This window comes from Vreelandella sp. V005 (assembly GCF_052645115.1).
Map to the genome: position 1 here is coordinate 655649 of NZ_JBQXYA010000002.1, position 18806 is coordinate 674454.

The window sequence follows — 18806 nt, forward strand, 5'->3', positions numbered from 1 at the left end:
TCACCTCGACGCGGTGTTGCTGTATAGTTAGGGCGTTTTAAGGCTTGTACCGTGATAAAAGCGGTTCACTCTGTATTCTCTATTATTGAAAAAGCGCTTTTAGATGCCACGACGCTCCGTTTTTCACCTCTCCCGCCAGCGCTGGTTGCGGCTGTTTTTCTTTCTCAATCTTACCCTGGTGGGTGTGCTTATTGCGCACCAAATCTGGCTATACGTGGCCGAGCCTGAGTTTGAGTCAGTTCATACGTTGCAGGTGGCGGATATACGTGACGCGTTATCAGAGCGAACCGACTACCGCTTTGCCGTGGTGGGCAATATCAATAACTCGGTGAGTGTCTTCCAAGATGAAATTGTACCGCTGATCAACCAGGGCGGTATCGATTTTCTTATCTCGGCGGGAAATGCGGTCAATGGCGGGCGGCAAGAGAGCTATCAGGCGATCTACCACAGCTTGGAACAGCTCAATGTGCCTTATTTGCTGACCTATGGCGATAACGAAGACAGTGACTTTGGTAGTTACCTGTTTTATGAGTACTTTGGTCCGCACTTCTACTCGTTTGTGGCCGGAGACAGCCACTTTATTTTCTTGGATGGGACGGGCAAGTCATCCACCTCCTGGCAGCTTGATTGGCTCTCCAGGGAGTTGGCCGCCTCTGAGGCGCAGCATCGTTTTTTGTTTATCGGTTTGCCACTGCACAACGTAGTGAGCGATGCGCCGCTGTTTGAGGCCGATAACTATCTCAATGACCCCCGCTTGGCCGATGGCATCATGTCACTGGCGGAGGAGCATGACGTGGATACGGTATTCTCCGCTAACCTAACGCTTTTTTCAGAGCAGACGGTTAACGGGGTGGATTACGTTACCACGGGCGGCGCGGGCGGTATCCTGATCGATGCCGATAGCAGCTTTCATCACTACATCATTGTCGATGTTGAAGGCGAGAACGTCGCCATTGCACCGGTGCGTTTAAACGTGGATAGACCCGGCTGGTGGCGGGTACTTAGTAGTGTTGCCTCAACGGTGTACGCCTTCTTTTATGTCAGTTATACCCGTTTTTTACTGATCGTGGGTTTGTTGACGCTGTTAGCTTTGCGGTTATATCGGCTCATTTTTGAAGACCGCAACTACTATCCCGATTTTGATATCGATCCAACGCCTTTTTTGGGTAAGTCATTGCGGGTGGCGATGGTATCCAATAACTACTTTCCGTTTGTGTCCGGCGTATCGGTGTCGGTGGATCGCTTGCGCAATGGTCTGCGTGACTTAGGGCACTCGATTCAACTGCTAGTGCCCCGTTACCGTGACGCTTGGCAGGACGGTAAAGCAATCAAGCGTATCCCAACGCTGATGGCGTTTGGTGAGAAGAGCGAGTTCCGCCTTACCAACCCGTTCAGTGTGCGCTTTCGCCGCTGTCTGCGTGCCTTCAAGCCCGATTTGATTCATGTGCATCACCCATTTTGGCTCGGCTCCATGGGGCTGCTGATGGGGCGGCGGCTTAAGGTGCCAGTGGTCTACACCTATCACACCCGACTGGAGCACTATGCTCACTTCGTACCGTTGCCCGGTGCGCTTTTTCGTAATTTGATCTCGCACTACCTGATCAAGCACTTTTCTAACCGCTGCCAAGGGGTGATCGTGCCCACGTACTCCGCAGAGGAGTATTTGCGCATGATCGGCGTTAAAACACCTTCACTGGTACAACCCACGGGCATTGATGTAGAGCGTTTCGCACATGTCGAGGCGGGGAAGTTGGAAGCGTTGCGTGAGCGGCTGGCGATCGCTCCCGCGCACAAAATATTGATTAGCGTCTCGCGGATTAGCAAAGAGAAGAATATTGGCTTTATGTTGGAAGCGCTCGCTGAGCTGCAGACCCAAGGGCATGAGGACTTTCATCTGTTGCTCATTGGTGATGGGCCCGACCGCGAGGCGATTCAACATCAGATCGACACCTTAAAACTCACCGCACGGGTAACGTTAGTCGGGGCGGTACCGCCTGACCAAATGGCGCTTTACTACCACCTAGGCGATATATTTGTGTTTGCCTCTACGTCGGAAACCCAGGGGATGGTGATTCTCGAAGCGATGTCGGCGGGTCTGCCCGTGGTGGCGATACGCTCGAGCGGGATTGATGACGTAGTGCGTCAGGGGGAGAATGGCTTCAAAACGCCGCAAAATCGTCAGGCGTGGGGTCAAAAAGTCATTGAACTAAAAGATAATAAAGCGCTACGTCAGCAGTTGGGTAAACAGGCTAGCCACTTTGCCGAGGAGTTTGATATTGCTAACTTTGCCACCGCGGTAGCCACCTTTTACGCCGAAGTGCTCGCCAAGTATCACTCCCCGTCACGGTGAGGCTGTTTTTTGGCTGCTTGGCGGTGGTTGGCATCTTGACGCTGACTGGCATAGTACTTAAGCCCGACAAGCAGGCCAACCCCAGCGGCAAGCCCGGCGCCTGCCAGTATGAGTTCTTTTGCAGAAGCCGCAGTAAACAGGGCGCCTAGCTGGCTACCCAAAAGGATGACCGCTGCCAACCCCGGTACGATGCCCAGGGTGGAACCGATCATGTAGTCGCGAAACTTAAGGTGAAAGGCTCCCGCTAGCATATTGGTCAGCGTGAACGGTGCGAGTGGCAGTAGGTTAATGACCGTCATGGTGCGAATGCCGCGCTTGGATAAATAGCCCGAAAGGCCACGCAAATGACGGCCGCCATAGTGCATCAGCGCCTCGCGGCCTAGCCAGTGGCCTACCCAGTAAGAAACGATGGATGAGGTCAGTGTGCCGAGCGTGGCATACCCCAGCCCCCACGCCGGGCCAAACAGTAAGCCCGTGACCACTACTAATAGGCTAAGCGGAAACATTACCAGCAGTGCGCCAGCGTAAACGGCCATCACCGCCGCAAACATCCAGGGCGCCTCACGCCACTGGCGGACGCTATCGATCAGCTCGCTCAGGCGCGCCTGGGTCAGTAGGTCGTAGCGCTGCAGCAAGTGCCACATAACGCCTAACGACACGACGGCTATCAGCAGGCCAACGCCTTTGCTCAGTGTTCGCGACATGCCCACTCCCATCGGCTAAAAAAAGCGCTAGCATACGCTAGCCGTGCGATGGGATGAAGACGCTTTTGGCGGGTGATTAGTTGTTCAGTTCGGCTTCAATTACCGGCCATGCGGGGTCACCGTCGGCGGTGGTGACGTTAGCCAGCATGGCTTCAATGCGCTCGGGGTGATCAACGATCCACTGCTCGGCGACATCGGCAAGGTCTCGCTCTTCCTGGCCAAACGCTTGAATCATCCAGCTCTGCTCTTCGGCAGAGAAGGCAAACTGCTCAAAGAATGCCACGATATTGGGGTTTGCTTCGGCGTAATCAGCGCGCAGAAGGGTCAATACGTCGCTTTCACCGTTATTTTCACCGAACAGATCTTCGGGGTCTTCCAGGTAACGCATCGGCAATTCAAGGTTCATCCAGTGCGGTGTCCAACCTACCCATACAATGGGTTCTTCTCGAGAGATTGCATCTCGTGCGGCAGAAAGCATTCCCACCTCACTGGTATCGACCAATTGCCAGTCGCCGAGTCCCCAGGTGTCGTTATCGATCGCGTTGTTGAGTATCTCACTGGCCGCCGAACCGGCACCAAAGCCATGAATCTCGCCGTCCAACTTGTCGCGGTAGTCATCAAGGTCGGCAAAGCTTTGCAGGCCGTCATCAAAAAGGTAGTCAGGAACCGCCAAGGTCATTTGTGCACCATCGACATTGTTCGCCACATCAATGAGCACGCCCGATTCTTTGCGAGGATTGAACATCTCGCGCTGGGCCGGTAGCCAAGCACCCAGGAAGACATCGATATCGCCGCTTTCAATGCCCTGATAAATTACCTGCAGGCCAATCTCTTGCGTGCTGGTCTCGTAGCCCAATGGGTTCAATAGCTGTTCAGCAATGGCGGTTTTGACGGTAATGCCGGGCCAGGCAGGTACGCCGAAGTCGAGGGTTTGATCGTCGGCCTGAGCGGCTGAGACGAACAGCGCCGTAGTGGCGAGGGCGATACCTGAAGTGAGCGGTTTTAGGTATGTCATAAGATCTCCTTGCTAGGTTTTATTATCTGATAGGGGGCGTTGCGAAACTACTATTGCTTATTAGCGTTAATCAAAAACCGCTAAATATCGCGGGCTATTACACGAAGGCGTGAGGCCAGCATATCGCGGTCTAAATAGGTGCCTTGTAAATGACGAGCGCCACTATTGGGATCGAATTCGCGCCGTCCGTGCAGCACGCGGCGGTTATCAAACGCAATCATCTGGCCAGGGCGGAGGGTGAACTCTAACTGGTGTGCTTCGCTGTGAAATAGCTTCCATAAGAGCGCGTAGGCACTGTACCAAGCGTCCATTTGTTCTACCGGAAGGTGAAGCGCATCGCGAATCCAGTTGTTCAGCCGCATCTCTACCAGATTGCCCGCACTATCTAGCGTGACTACCGGTGCGCGCATGGAAATATCGTGGCTCTCATCCTGGAAGCGAAAGTCGATGGGCGTTTCGCTGAGTATGGCGAGCGCTTTTGGATCTTGCTGGCGTAGCGCTTCTACCACGCGGGCGCCGTCGGCAAACAGTGATTCACCGCCGCTGGCTTCGTTTTGAAGACAGTAGAGCAACTGAATGTCCGGCGGTTGTTGCCAGTTGGGTAAATCGATATGCAGCGGTAAGCCAACAGCGGTATATGCCGCGTTATTGGGATTTGGCTTGGAGCGGACATCAAATCGAGCGCCAAAATTAGTGGCGCGCAGTGGCCCAATACGCTCAGCCAAGCGGCTTACTTCTTCTTCTACCAGCGGGCCGTCGGTGATCAGTGCCAAGCCATCACGCAGCATAGCGGTTAGCCAGGCTTTTTCGCCCTGGGGCGTGAGAAAGTCGCTGTGCTTGATACGCTCAGGCGTAAAGTTATCGACCCATGGCTGGGCTCGGGGGACGGCTGAGGTAAGGCTTGCCTCTGGACGGCGCTGATGAAGCCAGCCGCTATGAAAGGCGCTGCTATGACCATCCTGCCAGGTCAAATGTAAATGGCCATCCAGCAGCTCGATGGTGGGTGGTTCAGTGATCGCTTCCAGCGGCAGGTAAAGCCGTTCACGCGTCTGTGGGTGGCGACAAGCTTGGCAGGCGCAGTGGTCGCGTAACCAGAGCAGAGGCAGGGTAGTTTGCTGGCCGTCTTGCCACTCTAAGGCGATACCCTGGGGGGTGAGCATTGCTTGGGCAAGTGCGGGGCCAGATTGATAAGGGGTTAGTTCACCCATCTCTGGGGCGGGTAGTGAGTTCGTCGCTGTCATCGAAATATTTTGTACTGCGCTATTCATTAAATCTCCCAATCGCTCCCTTAATCTGAATGCCAGTTGGCGTTAGCTAAGAGGTGTGCGTAAGTGCTGACTAGGATGAGGAGTAGCGGTGCGAGTGACAAACGATTAATCTGGCCCCTAAGGTATCATTTTATTTATAGGTCACTTTCCCATGAGTCAGTTACCCCCTTTGCTATGGTTACAAGCCTTTGAATCTGCAGCGCGAACCTTGAGCTTCACTGCTGCTGGCAATGAACTTGGGGTCACTCAAGCGGCCATTAGTCAACGTGTTCGATTACTGGAAGACCGCGTGGGGCAGAAGCTCTTTGTGCGTCATGCGCGTAGCCTGACCTTGACGCCTGCTGGGCAGGCCTGGCTGCCCAGCATCCATGATGCCTTTGTGCGCATCAGCGAAGGCACCTTGGAGGTATTTGGCAGCACCTCTGAACAGCCAGTGACGCTGCGTGCGACCCCAGTCATTCAGCAGTCGTGGCTAGCGCCGAGGTTAATCGCCTTTCATCGAGCCCATCCGCAGGTGGCGATTCGTTTGGTCAGCGCTATTTGGCACGATGACTTTGGGCCCGAAGGAGCCGATATTGAAATACGCTACGGTAAGGGGGAGTGGACGGGCGTTGAAATGCAGCCACTCGGGGAGGAACACCTGCTGCCGGTGTGCTCGCCAGCGTTGGCAAAGACGCTCTCTGCGCCAGAAGATCTCGCCGGGCACACGCTGCTGCACGCGGTAGGCTTTGGGGTAGGATGGCCGGGCTGGTTGCAAGAGGCGGGCGTGGCCGAGGTGGAAGCGAAGTGCTGGTCGCTCACCTGCGATAATCAAGTCATGACGTTAGCCCTTGCCAGCCAAGGTGGCGGCATTGCCCTTACGCATCGGCGGTTAATGGAGCGACGTGACGATTTAGTAGCCCCTTTTGCCATCAGCGTACCTAGCGATGAGCGTTTTTGGCTGGTACGGCCAAGCCGGCGACACGTTAGCGATGAAGCCGCGCTGGCGTGGCAGTGGCTGTGCAACGCCATGGGGTAACGAAATAGGGTAGCGAAATAGGGTAACGGGCGGTGAAAGCCCCCGAGAGGACATAATTCGATTTAATCGAATACAAGCCGGAAAACGTTGCGCTTTTGCTTTCTGCACGGCGTCGTAGAATAGCTCTCAACCCAATAACCTAATGCGCTTTGGAGCTTTTAATGACGACACGTGCCCTGGTGATTACTTCTTCCATTCTCGCCGAAAATGGCCAATCCAATGCGTTGGCAAATCGCTTTATCGACCAGGCTAACGCCCGCAATGGTATCAATGTCACTCAGCGTAATGTGGTCAAAAACGCGCTGCCGCACCTGGATATTAGCGAGTTGGGTGCTTGGCAAGTGGCGGCTGACAAGCGCAGCGCGGAGCAAAACGCGTTGGCTGCTCACTCGGAGACCCTGCTGGCGGAGCTGCGCGCCACCGATGTGCTGGTGATTGCGGTGCCCATGTACAATCTGGGTATTCCTTCCCAGCTAAAAGCGTGGTTTGACCGCGTATTGCGCGCTGGTGAGACGTTTCGCTATACCGAAAACGGGCCCGAAGGCTTGGTGGAAGGTAAGCGTGCAATTATCCTGGCAGCCCGTGGTGGCCAGTATGCTGGCACCGAATTGGATAGCCAGACGCCTCACCTTAAAGCCATGCTCGGGCTGATGGGAATTAAAGATACCCATGTGGTCTATGCTGAAGGTTTGAACATGGGCGAGCAGCGTCGCGACGCTGCGCTCAAGGAAGCTTTTCAAGCGATCGATCAATTGGTTGATGCGCTGTAAGCAGGGTATAAGGCTTTTTTTAAGACGCGTCACGAATAAAAGGATATGTCACATGCCCCGGCCGGAATTACTCGAGCAGATCTACACTATTGTCGATCAAATTCCGGCGGGGCGGGTGACGACCTATGGGCGCATCGCAGCCATGACTGAAGGCGCTACCCCGCGCATGGTGGGATCGGCGATGCGACATCTCCCAGATGGCCATCAGTTGCCTTGGCATCGGGTGATCGCTTCAACATTGAAGCTTGCGGATCATGGTGGGGCAGAGCGTCAGCACCGCAAGTTGCGCGATGAGGGCATTCTATTCGATGCCAAAGGCCGCGTACCCGCGCATCTTGTCTGGCCTGATTGAGCAACGTCAGACTCTTTAGAAACAACAACGCCGCCCATTGGGCGGCGTTGTTGTATTTATGATTCACTTCAATCCTCCAGGTTGGCACCTGATTTCCACGACCAGTCGCGCCAGCGTAGATCAAACAGGTCCTTGCGGCGGTCCTTCAGGTTGGTCACCGAGCCTTCGGCACGTACTACCGTTAGACGAGTGAGATCCAAGTCAGAGAAGAAGATCATCTCGGTGTTAGGCGTGGTTTCCGCCAGTACCGCATCGTGGGGGAAGGCGAAGTCAGAGGGCGAAAATACCGCCGATTGCGCGTACTGGATATCCAGGTTTTCAATCGAGGGGAGGTTGCCTACGCTGCCGCACAGTACCACGTAGCACTCGTTTTCAATCGCCCGCGCCTGGGCGCAGTGGCGCACACGCAGGTAGCCGTTTTTGGTATCGGTCCAGAAGGGCACAAACAGAATGTCCATATCCTGGTCAGCCAGAAGACGGCCAAGCTCAGGGAATTCGACATCGTAGCAGATCAGGATACCGACGCGACCTGCGTCGGTGTCGAACACTTGAAGTTGATCGCCACCCTCGATGACCCAGTCGCGGCGCTCCTGAGGTGTAATGTGTAGTTTGGCTTGTCGCTCGACGCTGCCATCACGGTGGAATAAGTAGGCGATGTTGTAGAGGCGATCATCCTCACCGACCTCAATCATCGAACCGCCCACAATATTGATGTTGTAGGAGACCGCCATGCGCGATAGTTCCGCTTTAAAGCGCTCGGTGAAGCCCGCCAGAAAGCGAATGGCACCCATTTGATCCTGCTGCGCGGCGCGGTCTTGAAGCCCCATCAAGGGGGCATAAAACAGTTCTGGGAATACCGCGAAATCACTCTGGTAGTCGGAGAGTGCATCGACAAAGTACTCGATTTGCTGCAGCGCGGCTTCCACCGAGGAGAATTCACGCATCTGCCATTGCACGGCCCCGACCCGCACTTGGGTCGGTTTGTTATCGAGCACGCTAGCCGCGGGCTCAAACAAAATATTGTTCCACTCAAGCAGGGTGGCGTAGCCACGGGACTGCTCATCTTCGGGCAGGTATTTACGCAGCAGGCGCTTTACCTGAAAGTCATTTGCCTGCTGGAAAGAGAGGATCGGATCGTAAATCTCTTTGCGCGAGACTTTATCAATGTACTGAGCGGGCGTTAATTCGTCGGCGTGCTGGTGATACTCAGGGATACGCCCGCCAGCCAGGATCGCACGCAGGTTGAGCGAGCGGCATAGCTCTTTACGCGCTTCGTATAAGCGACGGCCCAAGCGATACCCCCGGTAATCCGGGTGAATCAGCACATCCAAACCGTACATAGCATCGCCATCCTCATCATTGAGGATGATTTCGCGGTGGCCGATCAGGTCATCGTATTTATGCGGGTTGGAAAACTCGTCGTAATCCACCTGCACAGTGAGCGCTACACCCACCAGCAGGCCGTCGTCCTCAATGGCGATTTGGCCATCAGGGAATTCCTGAATTAATTTGTCGATCGTACGCTTCGGCCAGGCGCCGCCGATATCGTGATAGACGGCGTCCATCAATGCCTTGAGCTGATCGTAATCATCGCTCATTAGGTTGCGCAGATTTAGATGCAGTTCTTCCAGGGACATATCAGGGCTTTCCAACGTCAGAAGTAGATGCTTATTCTACCATTATTGAGCGTTGCTCGGCTTATCCGGGGTTAAACTACGTGTTAACGGGCGTGTCAGGGTCTGTGCCATGATGACCCCGGCAAGAATTAGTAGTCCGCCTGCAAAGTGGAAGCCCGCCACTCGCTCACCTAAAAAAATCATGGCAATCACGGCGCTAAACAGCGGCATGAGGTTGATAAAGATACTCGATTGATTGGCACCGATTTGGCGCACGGCACGCATCCATAAAAAAGTGGTGATCACTGAAGCGGGAATACCTGCGTAGAGGATTAGCCCGATGTTTTGGCCATCAATCGGCGTCATGGGGCCCACCAAATAGGGTGGCAGTAGAATCAGCACGGCAAAACAGACCTGGGCGTAAAGCATCACCCAGGGGGGTAAATTCATTGACCAGCGTTTTAACATCACCCCATATAGCGCATAGCAAGTGGCCGCCACGACCATCAGTGCATCGCCTAGGGCCACTTGTAGCTGCAGCAGTGAAAGCGGGTTGCCACGCCCCAGCAATACAGTAACCCCCACAAAGGCCAGCACACCGCCTAAAACGCCGCCTAATGTCGGTGGTTCACGCAGAATCAGCGCGCTAAGCAAAACGGTCAATAGCGGCACCATGGCGGCCAGAATGCCCATGTTCGTGGCCGTCGTGGTTTCTGCCGCCACGTAAGCAAGCCCCTGCCAAAGCCCCATGCCCAGTAACCCAAGCAGTGCCAGTTTCGGCCACTGGAGACGAATTTCTGCACGATGGCGCAGCACCGCTGGCAGTACAAACGGGGTCATCACCGCGAGCGCTAACAGCCAGCGCAAAAAAGCAATGCTGCTGGGCGCAATGGCGCCTACGCTAAGCTGGTTTATGGTCATATTGCCCGACCAAATCAATACGGTGGCGAGGGGCGGCAAAAAGTAAATCAAGGGCATCGCAACGGTTCCTTATCGTTAGCCGGGTAATGTGACGCGGATTGGCGCGCTGGGCAAGCGGTTGACTAAGATCGAGGGCTAGATTAAAGGGGTTGGCGTGAAGGGCCGGTTTGAGGGGCTGGTTCGAAGGGCTATACGTACCGCTCAGGATGTCATACGCTTGTTTGAATTTGTATTGCACTGCTGCTAGCACTGCCACTAATAAAAGCCAGGAGACCCGTGATGACCCAGACGCCCGCCTATCCGCATCTTTTTCGACCGCTAACGATTGGTCATTTGACGCTGCCTAACCGCGTCTTAATGGGGTCCATGCATACCAATTTAGAAGAGGCGCCGAAGGGGTTTGAGCGCCTGGCCGCTTTTTACGCGGAGCGGGCGCGAGAGGGTGTCAGTCTCATCGTGACAGGCGGCATTGCGCCTAACGCGGAGGGCGCGGTTTTCCAGGGAGCCAATGCGCTCGTCGACGAGGCGCAACTGCCTGAACATCGTCAGGTGGTTGACGCGGTACACGCCGAGGGCGGCCACCTGTGTATGCAGATACTGCACGCAGGGCGCTACGCTTATTCACCGGAACTGGTAGCACCTTCGGCGATACAGGCGCCGATCAATCCGTTCATGCCGAGGGCGCTGAGTAGCGACGAGGTCGAGCAGCAAATTGCTGACTACGTGCGCTGTGCGCGCTTGGCGCAGCAGGCGGGCTATGACGGTGTTGAAGTAATGGGCTCCGAAGGTTATCTGGTCAATCAGTTTATTTGTCAGCGCACCAATCAGCGCGACGACGCGTGGGGCGGCCCGTTTAAAAACCGTATGCGTTTTGCCGTCGAGATCGTCCGCCGCGTACGTGAGGCGGTAGGCGAGCGTTTTGTGATTATTTTCCGCCTCTCGATGATTGATCTGGTCGAAGAGGGCAGTACCTGGGAAGAAGTAGTCACCCTTGGGCAAGCGATTGAGGACGCTGGGGCGAATGTGATTAATACCGGCATCGGCTGGCATGAAGCGCGGGTACCGACGATTGTGACCAGCGTACCCCGAGCGGCCTTTACCGAGGTGACCAAGCGTATCAAATCGGCGCTTTCGATCCCGTTGATTACCACCAACCGCATCAATATGCCCGAGGTCGCCGAGCACGTGCTGGCCGAAGGCCATGCCGACATGGTTTCCATGGCGCGGCCTTTTCTGGCCGATCCCGCCTGGGTGCGCAAAGCACAAGCCGGCTTGGCGCACGAGATCAATACCTGTATCGCCTGTAACCAAGCCTGCCTGGATCACACCTTTGCCGGAAAGCTGACTTCCTGCTTGGTCAACCCGCGCGCCTGCCATGAAACCGAGCTAGTGATCGCGCCTGCACAAGCACTCAAACGGGTAGCGGTGGTGGGTGGCGGTCCGGCTGGTTTGGCAACGGCTGTGACAGCGGCTAGCCGTGGCCATCGCGTGGTCTTGTTTGAGCAGCGCAGCGAGCTGGGCGGCCAGTTCAACTACGCACGTAAAATTCCCGGTAAAGAGGAGTTTAACGAAACGCTGCGCTATTACCGGGTGATGCTTGAGAAGTATGCGGTAGAGGTGCGGCTCAACACGACGGCCACCGCAGAAGCGCTGACTGCTTTTGATGAGGTGGTGATGGCCACTGGCGTCAAACCTCGCGAGCTGGAGCTGCCCGGTCACGACCATGTCAAGGTGTTGAGCTATGCCGCGGCCATTGAGAACCCGGAGCGTGTAGGCGCTAACGTAGCGGTTATTGGTGCCGGTGGGATTGGGTTCGATGTGTCGGAGCTGCTCGCCCACCAAGGCCATCCTGGGTTAGATATTGATGCCTGGTGCGATGAGTGGGGCGTGGACTTGGCCGTGGGCGAACGTGGCGGTCTAAAAACACCGACGCCACCCCTTGTGCCCCGCCAGATTGTGATGTTGCAGCGTAAAACCTCCAAGCCTGGCAAGAATTTGGGTAAAACCACAGGCTGGGTACATCGCGCGTCGCTTAAGGCACGTGATGTCACTACGCTAACGGGTTGCGAATATCTCAAAATCGATGATGCTGGTTTGCACATTCGTCGTGATGACATCACTCAGGTGCTGGCGGTGGACAGCGTGGTGGTGTGTGCCGGGCAAGAGTCCGTGCGCGACTTGTTGGCCCCGCTAGAGCAAGCAGGGGTGGCCGTGCATGTGATTGGCGGTGCAGATGAAGCCAGCGAGCTAGACGCCAAGCGCGCCATTGAGCAGGGCACACGCTTGGCGGCGAGTTTGTAAAAATGCGCACAAGATCTGATTGATAAGTAAGTGCTTAAAAGCGCGGGTGACGTTGGCCCATAAATGGCGATAGACTAAACGACTAATCTGGCTATTAAGAATAGCTAGATATTAAAGGCGAGAGTGGCACCCAGCTCGCGCCGTTCGATCGCCAGATAAAAGGACCCTCGTCATGACCTCGGAGTGTAGCCCGCGTTTTTTAGCCAGTGATAACACCTCAGGTATCTGCCCGGAGGCGATGGAATACCTGCTTGAAGCCAATCGTAGCGATGATTTGGCATATGGCAATGATCTCTGGACGGCCCGCGCTGCAGATCGCTTCCGCGAGATGTTTGACTACGATTGTGATGTGTTCTTTGTCTTTAACGGCACCGCTGCTAACTCTCTGGCGCTGTCGGCGATGGGTCGCAGTTACCACAGCGTGATTTGTCATGAGTTGGCGCATATCGAAACCGACGAGTGCGGTGGCCCCGAATTCTTCTCCAACGGTGCGAAGCTGCTTACCTCACCGGGTGCCAACGGTAAACTCACCCCAGAAGGCATTGAAGCCCTGGTGACCAAGCGCAGCGATATTCACTATCCTAAACCCAAAGTGGTGTCGCTGACCCAAGCGACCGAAGTGGGGACGCTCTACTCTCGCGAAGAATTGATGGCCATTCGTGCCATTGCCGATAAGCACGACCTGCGGCTGCATATGGACGGCGCCCGTTTTGCGAACGCCTGTGCCAGCCTAGATGCCACGCCGGCTGAAATTACCTGGCAGGTGGGGGTCGACGCACTGTGCTTTTCCGGTACCAAAAACGGCTTAGCCTTTGGCGAAGCGATCCTGTTTTTTAACCGCGAGTTAGCCGAAGATTTCTCTTACCGCTGCAAACAGGCAGGCCAACTGGCTTCTAAAATGCGTTTTATCTCAGCGCCGTGGTTAGGATTATTAGAAAGTGGCGCCTGGTTAACCAATGCCCAGCACGCCAATGCCATGGCGCGTTACCTGTCGGAAGGCTTGCAGGCGTTGCCGGGTGTCTCATTGATGTTCCCTACGCAGGCCAATAGTGTTTTCGTTGAATTGCCGCCACCGGCCATTGAAGCGTTGAAAGCCAGAGGTTGGACCTTCTATACCTTTATCGGCGCTGGCGGTGCTCGGTTCGTGTGCGCCTGGAATACCACCGTTGAATTACTCGATGAGCTATTGGCCGATATTCGCGCTGTCCTTGAGCGTTAAGCGCAAAAACAGAGCCTCTTTTGACGTTGTTTAGTACCCCTCCCTAGTCACGCCGCCGCCCAGGCAGCGGCGTGACTGCCCGGTCGTTTCCCTTCGCCTGGTTAGTTGCTTTATTTAACGCAACTAATCGCCTGAATAATTCTCCTATCTATATCGTCACTGCGATATCGCTGCTGCGTTGAAGTTTTAGTCATCACTTTTTGCTAATGCTGACTACGCTAAAAAAGCGACACCTCGTTTGGCACACCGTTGCGAAACACTTGGCTTGGCGGTGACTGCCTGGGGTTGGGCCACAGGAGAGTTCCATGAGCATCTTTGATCACGTTCAAGACCGATTTGCCCGCGTTCAGCAAGAGGACATGAGCCTTGAGGAGTATCTGGCGCTTTGTCGCCGTGACCCGAAGGTTTATGCCAGCGCCGCCGAGCGCATGCTGGAAGCCATAGGCGAACCTGAAGTGATCGACACGGCGAAAGACCCGCGTCTGTCACGAATTTTTTCTAACAAAGTGATTCGTCGTTACCCCGCTTTTGCCGAGTTTCATGGCATGGAGGAGGCCATCGAGCAAATCGTTGCCTACTTCCGCCATGCGGCCCAAGGGCTTGAAGAGCGCAAACAGATCCTCTACTTGCTTGGCCCGGTGGGGGGCGGTAAGTCGTCACTGGCGGAGCGTCTCAAGCTACTGATGGAGCGCATCCCGTTCTATGCCATTAAGGGTTCACCAGTCTACGAGTCACCGCTTGGGCTGTTCTCCCCCGAAGAGGACGGCGAGCTGTTAGAAAAAGAGTACGGTATTCCTCAACGGTACCTGCGCAGCGTGATGTCGCCTTGGGCAGCCAAGCGGCTAAAAGAGTATGGCGGCGATATTTCTCAGTTCCGAGTGGTGCGTCTGTACCCCTCACGGCTAAATCAAATAGCTATTTCCAAAACCGAGCCAGGTGATGAAAATAACCAGGATATCTCTTCGCTGGTGGGCAAGGTCGATATCCGCCAATTAGAACTTTATTCCCAGGATGATCCTGACGCGTATAGCTTCTCCGGCGGTTTATGCCGGGCTAACCAGGGGCTAATGGAGTTCGTGGAGATGTTCAAGGCACCAATCAAGGTGCTGCATCCGCTGCTCACGGCCACGCAGGAAGGCAACTACAACCCTACCGAAGGCATGGGGGCGATTCCCTTTGATGGTGTGATCCTAGCCCACTCCAACGAGTCTGAATGGCAGGCATTTCGCAACAACCGCAATAATGAAGCGTTTCTTGACCGGGTCTATATCGTCAAGGTGCCTTACTGCCTACGGGTCACCGAAGAGATCAAAATCTATCAAAAACTGCTTGAGGACTCATCACTCAACGCGGCCCCTTGCGCACCGGATACGCTACGGATGCTGGCGCAGTTCTCGGTGCTTTCACGGCTAAAAGCGCCGGAAAATTCCAATATCTACTCCAAAATGCGGGTGTATGACGGTGAGAATCTAAAAGACACCGACCCACGGGCCAAGTCGATTCAGGAGTATCGCGACGCGGCGGGCGTTGATGAGGGCATGCAAGGGCTCTCTACTCGTTTCGCGTTCAAAATTCTTTCTAAGGTGTTTAACTTTGACAGCACTGAAGTCGCCGCCAACCCGGTGCATTTGCTGTATGTACTCGAGCAGGCGTTGGAGCGCGAACAGCTGCCTTCAGAAGTATTCGAGCGTTACTTGGGCTTCATCAAGGAGTATATGGCGCCTCGCTACGTCGACTTTATCGGTAAGGAGATTCAAACCGCTTACCTCGAATCCTACAGTGAGTATGGTCAAAACATCTTTGACCGTTACGTGACCTACGCCGATTTCTGGATACAGGATCAGGAGTACCGCGACCATGAAACCGGGGAGCTGTTGAATCGACAGTCACTGAACGAAGAGCTGGAGAAAATCGAGAAACCGGCGGGTATTTCCAACCCTAAAGATTTCCGGCATGAGGTGGTCAATTTTGTACTGCGGGCACGCGCGCAAAATAATGGCATGAACCCGAGCTGGCAGTCCTATGAAAAGCTCAAGGGGGTTATCGAGCACAAGATGTTCGCTAATACCGAAGAGCTACTGCCGGTCATTTCCTTCAATGCCAAGGCCTCGCGGTCGGATCAGAAGAAGCATGAGGATTTTGTGGCACGGATGGTTGAGCGTGGCTACACCGAAAAACAGGTGCGGCTATTGTCTGAGTGGTACTTGCGTGTGCGTAAGTCCCAGTAAGGGACTGTCTTGAAAGTACTAGTAATAACAGTGCTTAAGTCGGGCGTTTAAGGAGGTCGTATGACCTACTTTATTGATCGAAGGCCTAATGCAAAACATAAAAGCGCGGTGAACCGCCAGCGCTTTTTAGAGCGCTATCGCAAACATATAAAGCGCTCGGTGGAAGAGGCCGTAAACCGCCGCTCGATTACCGATATGGAGCGTGGTGAGAAAATTTCTATTCCGACCAAGGATATTTCTGAGCCGGTTTTTCAGCATGGCCCGGGGGGGGCACGTAATGTCGTCTCACCGGGCAATAAGGAGTTTCTTGCAGGCGATAAAATTCGCCGTCCCAGCGGGCAGGGCGGCGGCAGTGGGGCAGGTGAGGGGGGCGCTTCTAACCAGGGCGAAGGGAACGATGAATTTGCCTTTACGCTCAGCCGGGAAGAGTTTCTGGAGTTCGTGTTTGATGGCTTAGAGTTGCCCCACTTGCAGCGTAAGCCGCTGAAGTCGCTAGAAGAAGTCAAAATGGTGCGGGCAGGACTTTCAAAAGACGGTGTGCCTTCGCGCATCAGTATTACCCGTTCAATGCGGGAAGCCTATGCCCGCCGTATTGCCATGCGGGCGCCCATTAAACGCGCGCTTAAAGAGGCCCAGGAGGCCCTCGACGCGGAAGAGCGTAAAGATTCAGTGCTGCGTAACCCCACGCGAGTCAGTGAGCTTAAAGCCGAAATCGAGCGCCTGGAGAAACGCATTGCGGGCGTGCCGTTTATAGATACTTATGACTTACGCTACCACCAGTTAAGCGCGCAGCCGCAGCCCTCCAACCAGGCGGTAATGTTTTGTGTCATGGACGTTTCAGGATCAATGACCCAAAACCATAAAGATATCGCCAAGCGGTTTTTCCTGCTGCTCTATCTGTTTCTGGAAAAGCACTACGAAAAAGTCGAGCTGGTGTTTGTGCGCCACCATACGGCCGCCCGTGAAGTGAGCGAGGAGGAGTTTTTTTACTCACGGGAAACCGGTGGCACAATCGTTTCCAGCGCCCTCAATTTGGTCAACAAAATTATCGAAAAGCGTTATCCGGTCGGGCAGTGGAATTTATATGTGGCCCAGGCTTCCGATGGCGATAACTGGGATGACGACTCAAATATATGCCGTGACCTGTTGGTCAAGCAGTTGATGCCGCAGTTGCAATACTATGCTTATGTTGAGATTACCCCTCACGACCATCAATCACTTTGGCATGAGTACGAGAGCGTGGTGAAAGCCTTTCCCGAGCGTTTTGCCATGCGGCAAATTGTTGAGGCGGGGGATATTTATCCGGTCTTTCGCGAACTGTTCAAGCGTCGCTTAAGCCAGTCCTCGTGACCGTGTAGCGAGACTAGTGACCGCGTATAGAGGAGTGGGCTATGAGTACGACCCGCAAGCGCAAGCCGATTGCCACCGGCTCGGATTGGAACTTCACGATGCTAGAGCGCTTCGATGCGGAACTAGCAAGGCTTGCTGATGAGTACCGACTCGATACTTATCCCAACCAAATTGAAGTGATTACCACCGAGCAGATGATGGATGCCTACGCTAGTGTGGGCATGCCGGTGGGGTATCACCACTGGTCGTTCGGTAAACAGTTTCTGGCCGTTGAGGGGGCTTACAAGCGTGGCCAAATGGGCCTGGCTTACGAGCTGGTCATCAACTCCGACCCTTGTATTGCCTACTTGATGGAGGAGAACACGTTGATGATGCAGGTGCTGGTGATGGCCCACGCCTGCTACGGCCATAACTCCTTTTTTAAAGGCAATTACCTGTTCCGTACTTGGACAGACGCTTCTTCCATCGTCGATTACCTGGTGTTTGCGCGTAAATATATCGCCCAGTGCGAAGAGCGCCACGGCGTGCAGGCGGTCGAGCAGTTGTTGGATGCTTGTCACGCGCTACAAAACTACGGCGTTGATCGTTACAAGCGGCCCTCACCGATATCGGCGGAAGAGGAGGCGAGGCGGCAGGAGGAGCGGGAGGCTTATCTTCAGACGCAGGTCAATATGCTTTGGCGCACCATTCCTGAAGCGCCCACTGGGCATTCTTCGCTGCCGGGCAGCGTGCACAGTGATGATGACCCGTTAGGCTTGCACAGTGGAGGGCTTTACCCTTCGGAACCGCAGGAGAACCTACTCTACTTTATTGAAAAAAATGCACCGCTACTGGCGCCTTGGCAGCGCGAGGTGGTGAGAATTGTGCGTAAATTAGCGCAGTATTTTTACCCGCAACGCCAAACGCAGGTAATGAATGAAGGCTGGGCGTGTTTCTGGCACTACACGCTAATGAATCGACTCTATGATGATGGCAATGTCGATGAAGGGTTGATGCTGGAGTTTTTGCAGTCGCATGCTGCAGTGATTAACCAGCCCGCCTTTGATAGCCCGCACTTTAGCGGTATTAATCCTTATGCGCTTGGCTTCTCGATCTTTATGGATATCAAACGTATCTGTGAGGCCCCTACCTCTGAAGATCGAGAGTGGTTTCCTGATATAGCGGGCACGCCGTGGCGTGAGACGGTTGAGTTTGCGATGCGTAACTTCAAAGACGAGTCGTTTATTCAGCAGTTTCTTTCGCCAAAAGTCATGCGCGACCATAAGCTGTTTCTAGTGATAGATGATGATCAGGCCGAAACCTTAGAAGTGGCCGCCATTCATAACGAACAGGGTTATCGTCAGGTGCGTGAAGCGCTCGCTACTCAGTATGCGCTTTCGGTGCGTGAGCCCAATATACAAGTAGTCGAAGCAGCGATTCGTGGAGACCGCTCATTGACGCTTCATCATGTGCAGGACAATCGTCGTCCGCTGGGGCGAAGCGTTTACCCAGTGATTCGCCATCTACAGCAGTTGTGGGGGTTCCCTGTTCATCTCGTTTCGATGGAAGAAGGGCGGGTGACGCGTCGGTTCCACTGGCCGGTAGAAGAGGAGGGCAATGCTTCTTAACCGCTCATTTAGAAACCCGACTTTCCAAAACCTATTTTCCAAAACCACTACCCCGCGCTGGGCGCGGGGTAGGCGGTAACCACTTTG

Annotated in this window: 14 protein-coding genes; 9 read left to right on the plus strand and 5 right to left on the minus strand. The window is 54.6% G+C overall.

All coding sequences use genetic code 11. The features are described from left to right. The first annotated feature begins 103 nt into the window (after positions 1-103). Positions 104-2350, plus strand: coding sequence for a glycosyltransferase (locus tag ACUN8H_RS08310; protein WP_445531673.1), 2247 nt, complete (start codon positions 104-106; stop codon positions 2348-2350). Here the strand turns inward: ACUN8H_RS08310 and ACUN8H_RS08315 are convergent. From ACUN8H_RS08315 to ACUN8H_RS08325, 3 genes are all read right to left on the minus strand, one after another. Continuing rightward, positions 2332-3054 carry a TVP38/TMEM64 family protein gene (locus tag ACUN8H_RS08315; protein WP_445531674.1) on the minus strand — a complete coding sequence of 241 codons (723 nt, stop codon included), beginning with the start codon at positions 3052-3054 and terminating at the stop codon, positions 2332-2334. The two genes, ACUN8H_RS08310 and ACUN8H_RS08315, sit on opposite strands and share 19 nt — an antisense overlap. Before the next feature lie 76 nt (positions 3055-3130). Next, entirely contained in the window at positions 3131-4069 is a 939-nt protein-coding gene (locus ACUN8H_RS08320) for an ABC transporter substrate-binding protein (RefSeq protein ID WP_445531675.1), read from the minus strand. A gap of 80 nt (positions 4070-4149) precedes the next feature. After that, positions 4150-5337, minus strand: coding sequence for a TauD/TfdA family dioxygenase (locus ACUN8H_RS08325; protein ID WP_445531676.1), 1188 nt, complete (start codon positions 5335-5337; stop codon positions 4150-4152). 151 nt (positions 5338-5488) lie between these two features. Between ACUN8H_RS08325 and ACUN8H_RS08330 the strand changes: the two genes are divergently transcribed. The 3 genes from ACUN8H_RS08330 to ACUN8H_RS08340 all read left to right on the plus strand — a co-directional run bounded on the left by ACUN8H_RS08330 (position 5489) and on the right by ACUN8H_RS08340 (position 7477). Then, on the plus strand, positions 5489-6355 hold the full coding sequence (locus tag ACUN8H_RS08330) for a LysR substrate-binding domain-containing protein (RefSeq protein ID WP_445531677.1): 867 nt from the start codon (positions 5489-5491) through the stop codon (positions 6353-6355). Between the two features lie 161 nt (positions 6356-6516). Then, positions 6517-7125, plus strand: a complete 609-nt coding sequence (locus tag ACUN8H_RS08335) for an FMN-dependent NADH-azoreductase (protein WP_445531678.1) — start codon at positions 6517-6519, stop codon at positions 7123-7125. Positions 7126-7177: 52 nt separating this feature from the next. Further along, a complete protein-coding gene (locus tag ACUN8H_RS08340) occupies positions 7178-7477 on the plus strand; it encodes an MGMT family protein (RefSeq protein WP_445531679.1) in 300 nt (99 codons plus the stop codon). A gap of 68 nt (positions 7478-7545) precedes the next feature. Here ACUN8H_RS08340 and ACUN8H_RS08345 read toward each other — a convergent pair whose 3' ends face one another. Together ACUN8H_RS08345 and ACUN8H_RS08350 are read right to left on the minus strand one after the other, a co-directional pair. Next, the gene (locus tag ACUN8H_RS08345; RefSeq protein WP_445531680.1) at positions 7546-9114 is read right to left on the minus strand and encodes a GNAT family N-acetyltransferase; all 1569 of its coding nucleotides are present in this window, start codon (positions 9112-9114) and stop codon (positions 7546-7548) included. 42 nt (positions 9115-9156) lie between these two features. Next, positions 9157-10071, minus strand: a complete 915-nt coding sequence (locus ACUN8H_RS08350) for a DMT family transporter (protein WP_445531681.1) — start codon at positions 10069-10071, stop codon at positions 9157-9159. Positions 10072-10293: 222 nt separating this feature from the next. Between ACUN8H_RS08350 and ACUN8H_RS08355 the strand changes: the two genes are divergently transcribed. The 5 genes from ACUN8H_RS08355 to ACUN8H_RS08375 all read left to right on the plus strand — a co-directional run bounded on the left by ACUN8H_RS08355 (position 10294) and on the right by ACUN8H_RS08375 (position 18719). Next, positions 10294-12315, plus strand: coding sequence for an FAD-dependent oxidoreductase (locus ACUN8H_RS08355; RefSeq protein WP_445531682.1), 2022 nt, complete (start codon positions 10294-10296; stop codon positions 12313-12315). Between the two features lie 172 nt (positions 12316-12487). Continuing rightward, entirely contained in the window at positions 12488-13534 is a 1047-nt protein-coding gene (locus ACUN8H_RS08360) for a threonine aldolase family protein (protein ID WP_445531683.1), read from the plus strand. Between the two features lie 305 nt (positions 13535-13839). Continuing rightward, a complete protein-coding gene (locus ACUN8H_RS08365; RefSeq protein ID WP_445531684.1) occupies positions 13840-15762 on the plus strand; it encodes a PrkA family serine protein kinase in 1923 nt (640 codons plus the stop codon). A gap of 60 nt (positions 15763-15822) precedes the next feature. Beyond that, complete coding sequence (locus ACUN8H_RS08370) at positions 15823-17112, plus strand: YeaH/YhbH family protein (protein WP_445531685.1); 1290 nt, start codon at positions 15823-15825, stop codon at positions 17110-17112. A gap of 41 nt (positions 17113-17153) precedes the next feature. Beyond that, the gene (locus ACUN8H_RS08375) at positions 17154-18719 is read left to right on the plus strand and encodes a SpoVR family protein (protein ID WP_445531686.1); all 1566 of its coding nucleotides are present in this window, start codon (positions 17154-17156) and stop codon (positions 18717-18719) included. The last annotated feature ends 87 nt before the right edge of the window (positions 18720-18806 follow it).

Coding starts and splice junctions, on each gene's coding strand:
- ACUN8H_RS08310 (WP_445531673.1), top strand. CDS start 104: ATGCCACGACGCTCCGTTTTTCACCTCTCCCGCCAGCGCTGGTTGCGG.
- ACUN8H_RS08360 (WP_445531683.1), top strand. CDS start 12,488: ATGACCTCGGAGTGTAGCCCGCGTTTTTTAGCCAGTGATAACACCTCA.
- ACUN8H_RS08375 (WP_445531686.1), top strand. CDS start 17,154: ATGAGTACGACCCGCAAGCGCAAGCCGATTGCCACCGGCTCGGATTGG.
- ACUN8H_RS08355 (WP_445531682.1), top strand. CDS start 10,294: ATGACCCAGACGCCCGCCTATCCGCATCTTTTTCGACCGCTAACGATT.
- ACUN8H_RS08350 (WP_445531681.1), bottom strand. CDS start 10,071: ATGCCCTTGATTTACTTTTTGCCGCCCCTCGCCACCGTATTGATTTGG.
- ACUN8H_RS08345 (WP_445531680.1), bottom strand. CDS start 9,114: ATGTCCCTGGAAGAACTGCATCTAAATCTGCGCAACCTAATGAGCGAT.
- ACUN8H_RS08340 (WP_445531679.1), top strand. CDS start 7,178: ATGCCCCGGCCGGAATTACTCGAGCAGATCTACACTATTGTCGATCAA.
- ACUN8H_RS08315 (WP_445531674.1), bottom strand. CDS start 3,054: ATGTCGCGAACACTGAGCAAAGGCGTTGGCCTGCTGATAGCCGTCGTG.
- ACUN8H_RS08370 (WP_445531685.1), top strand. CDS start 15,823: ATGACCTACTTTATTGATCGAAGGCCTAATGCAAAACATAAAAGCGCG.
- ACUN8H_RS08365 (WP_445531684.1), top strand. CDS start 13,840: ATGAGCATCTTTGATCACGTTCAAGACCGATTTGCCCGCGTTCAGCAA.
- ACUN8H_RS08320 (WP_445531675.1), bottom strand. CDS start 4,069: ATGACATACCTAAAACCGCTCACTTCAGGTATCGCCCTCGCCACTACG.
- ACUN8H_RS08325 (WP_445531676.1), bottom strand. CDS start 5,337: ATGAATAGCGCAGTACAAAATATTTCGATGACAGCGACGAACTCACTA.
- ACUN8H_RS08330 (WP_445531677.1), top strand. CDS start 5,489: ATGAGTCAGTTACCCCCTTTGCTATGGTTACAAGCCTTTGAATCTGCA.
- ACUN8H_RS08335 (WP_445531678.1), top strand. CDS start 6,517: ATGACGACACGTGCCCTGGTGATTACTTCTTCCATTCTCGCCGAAAAT.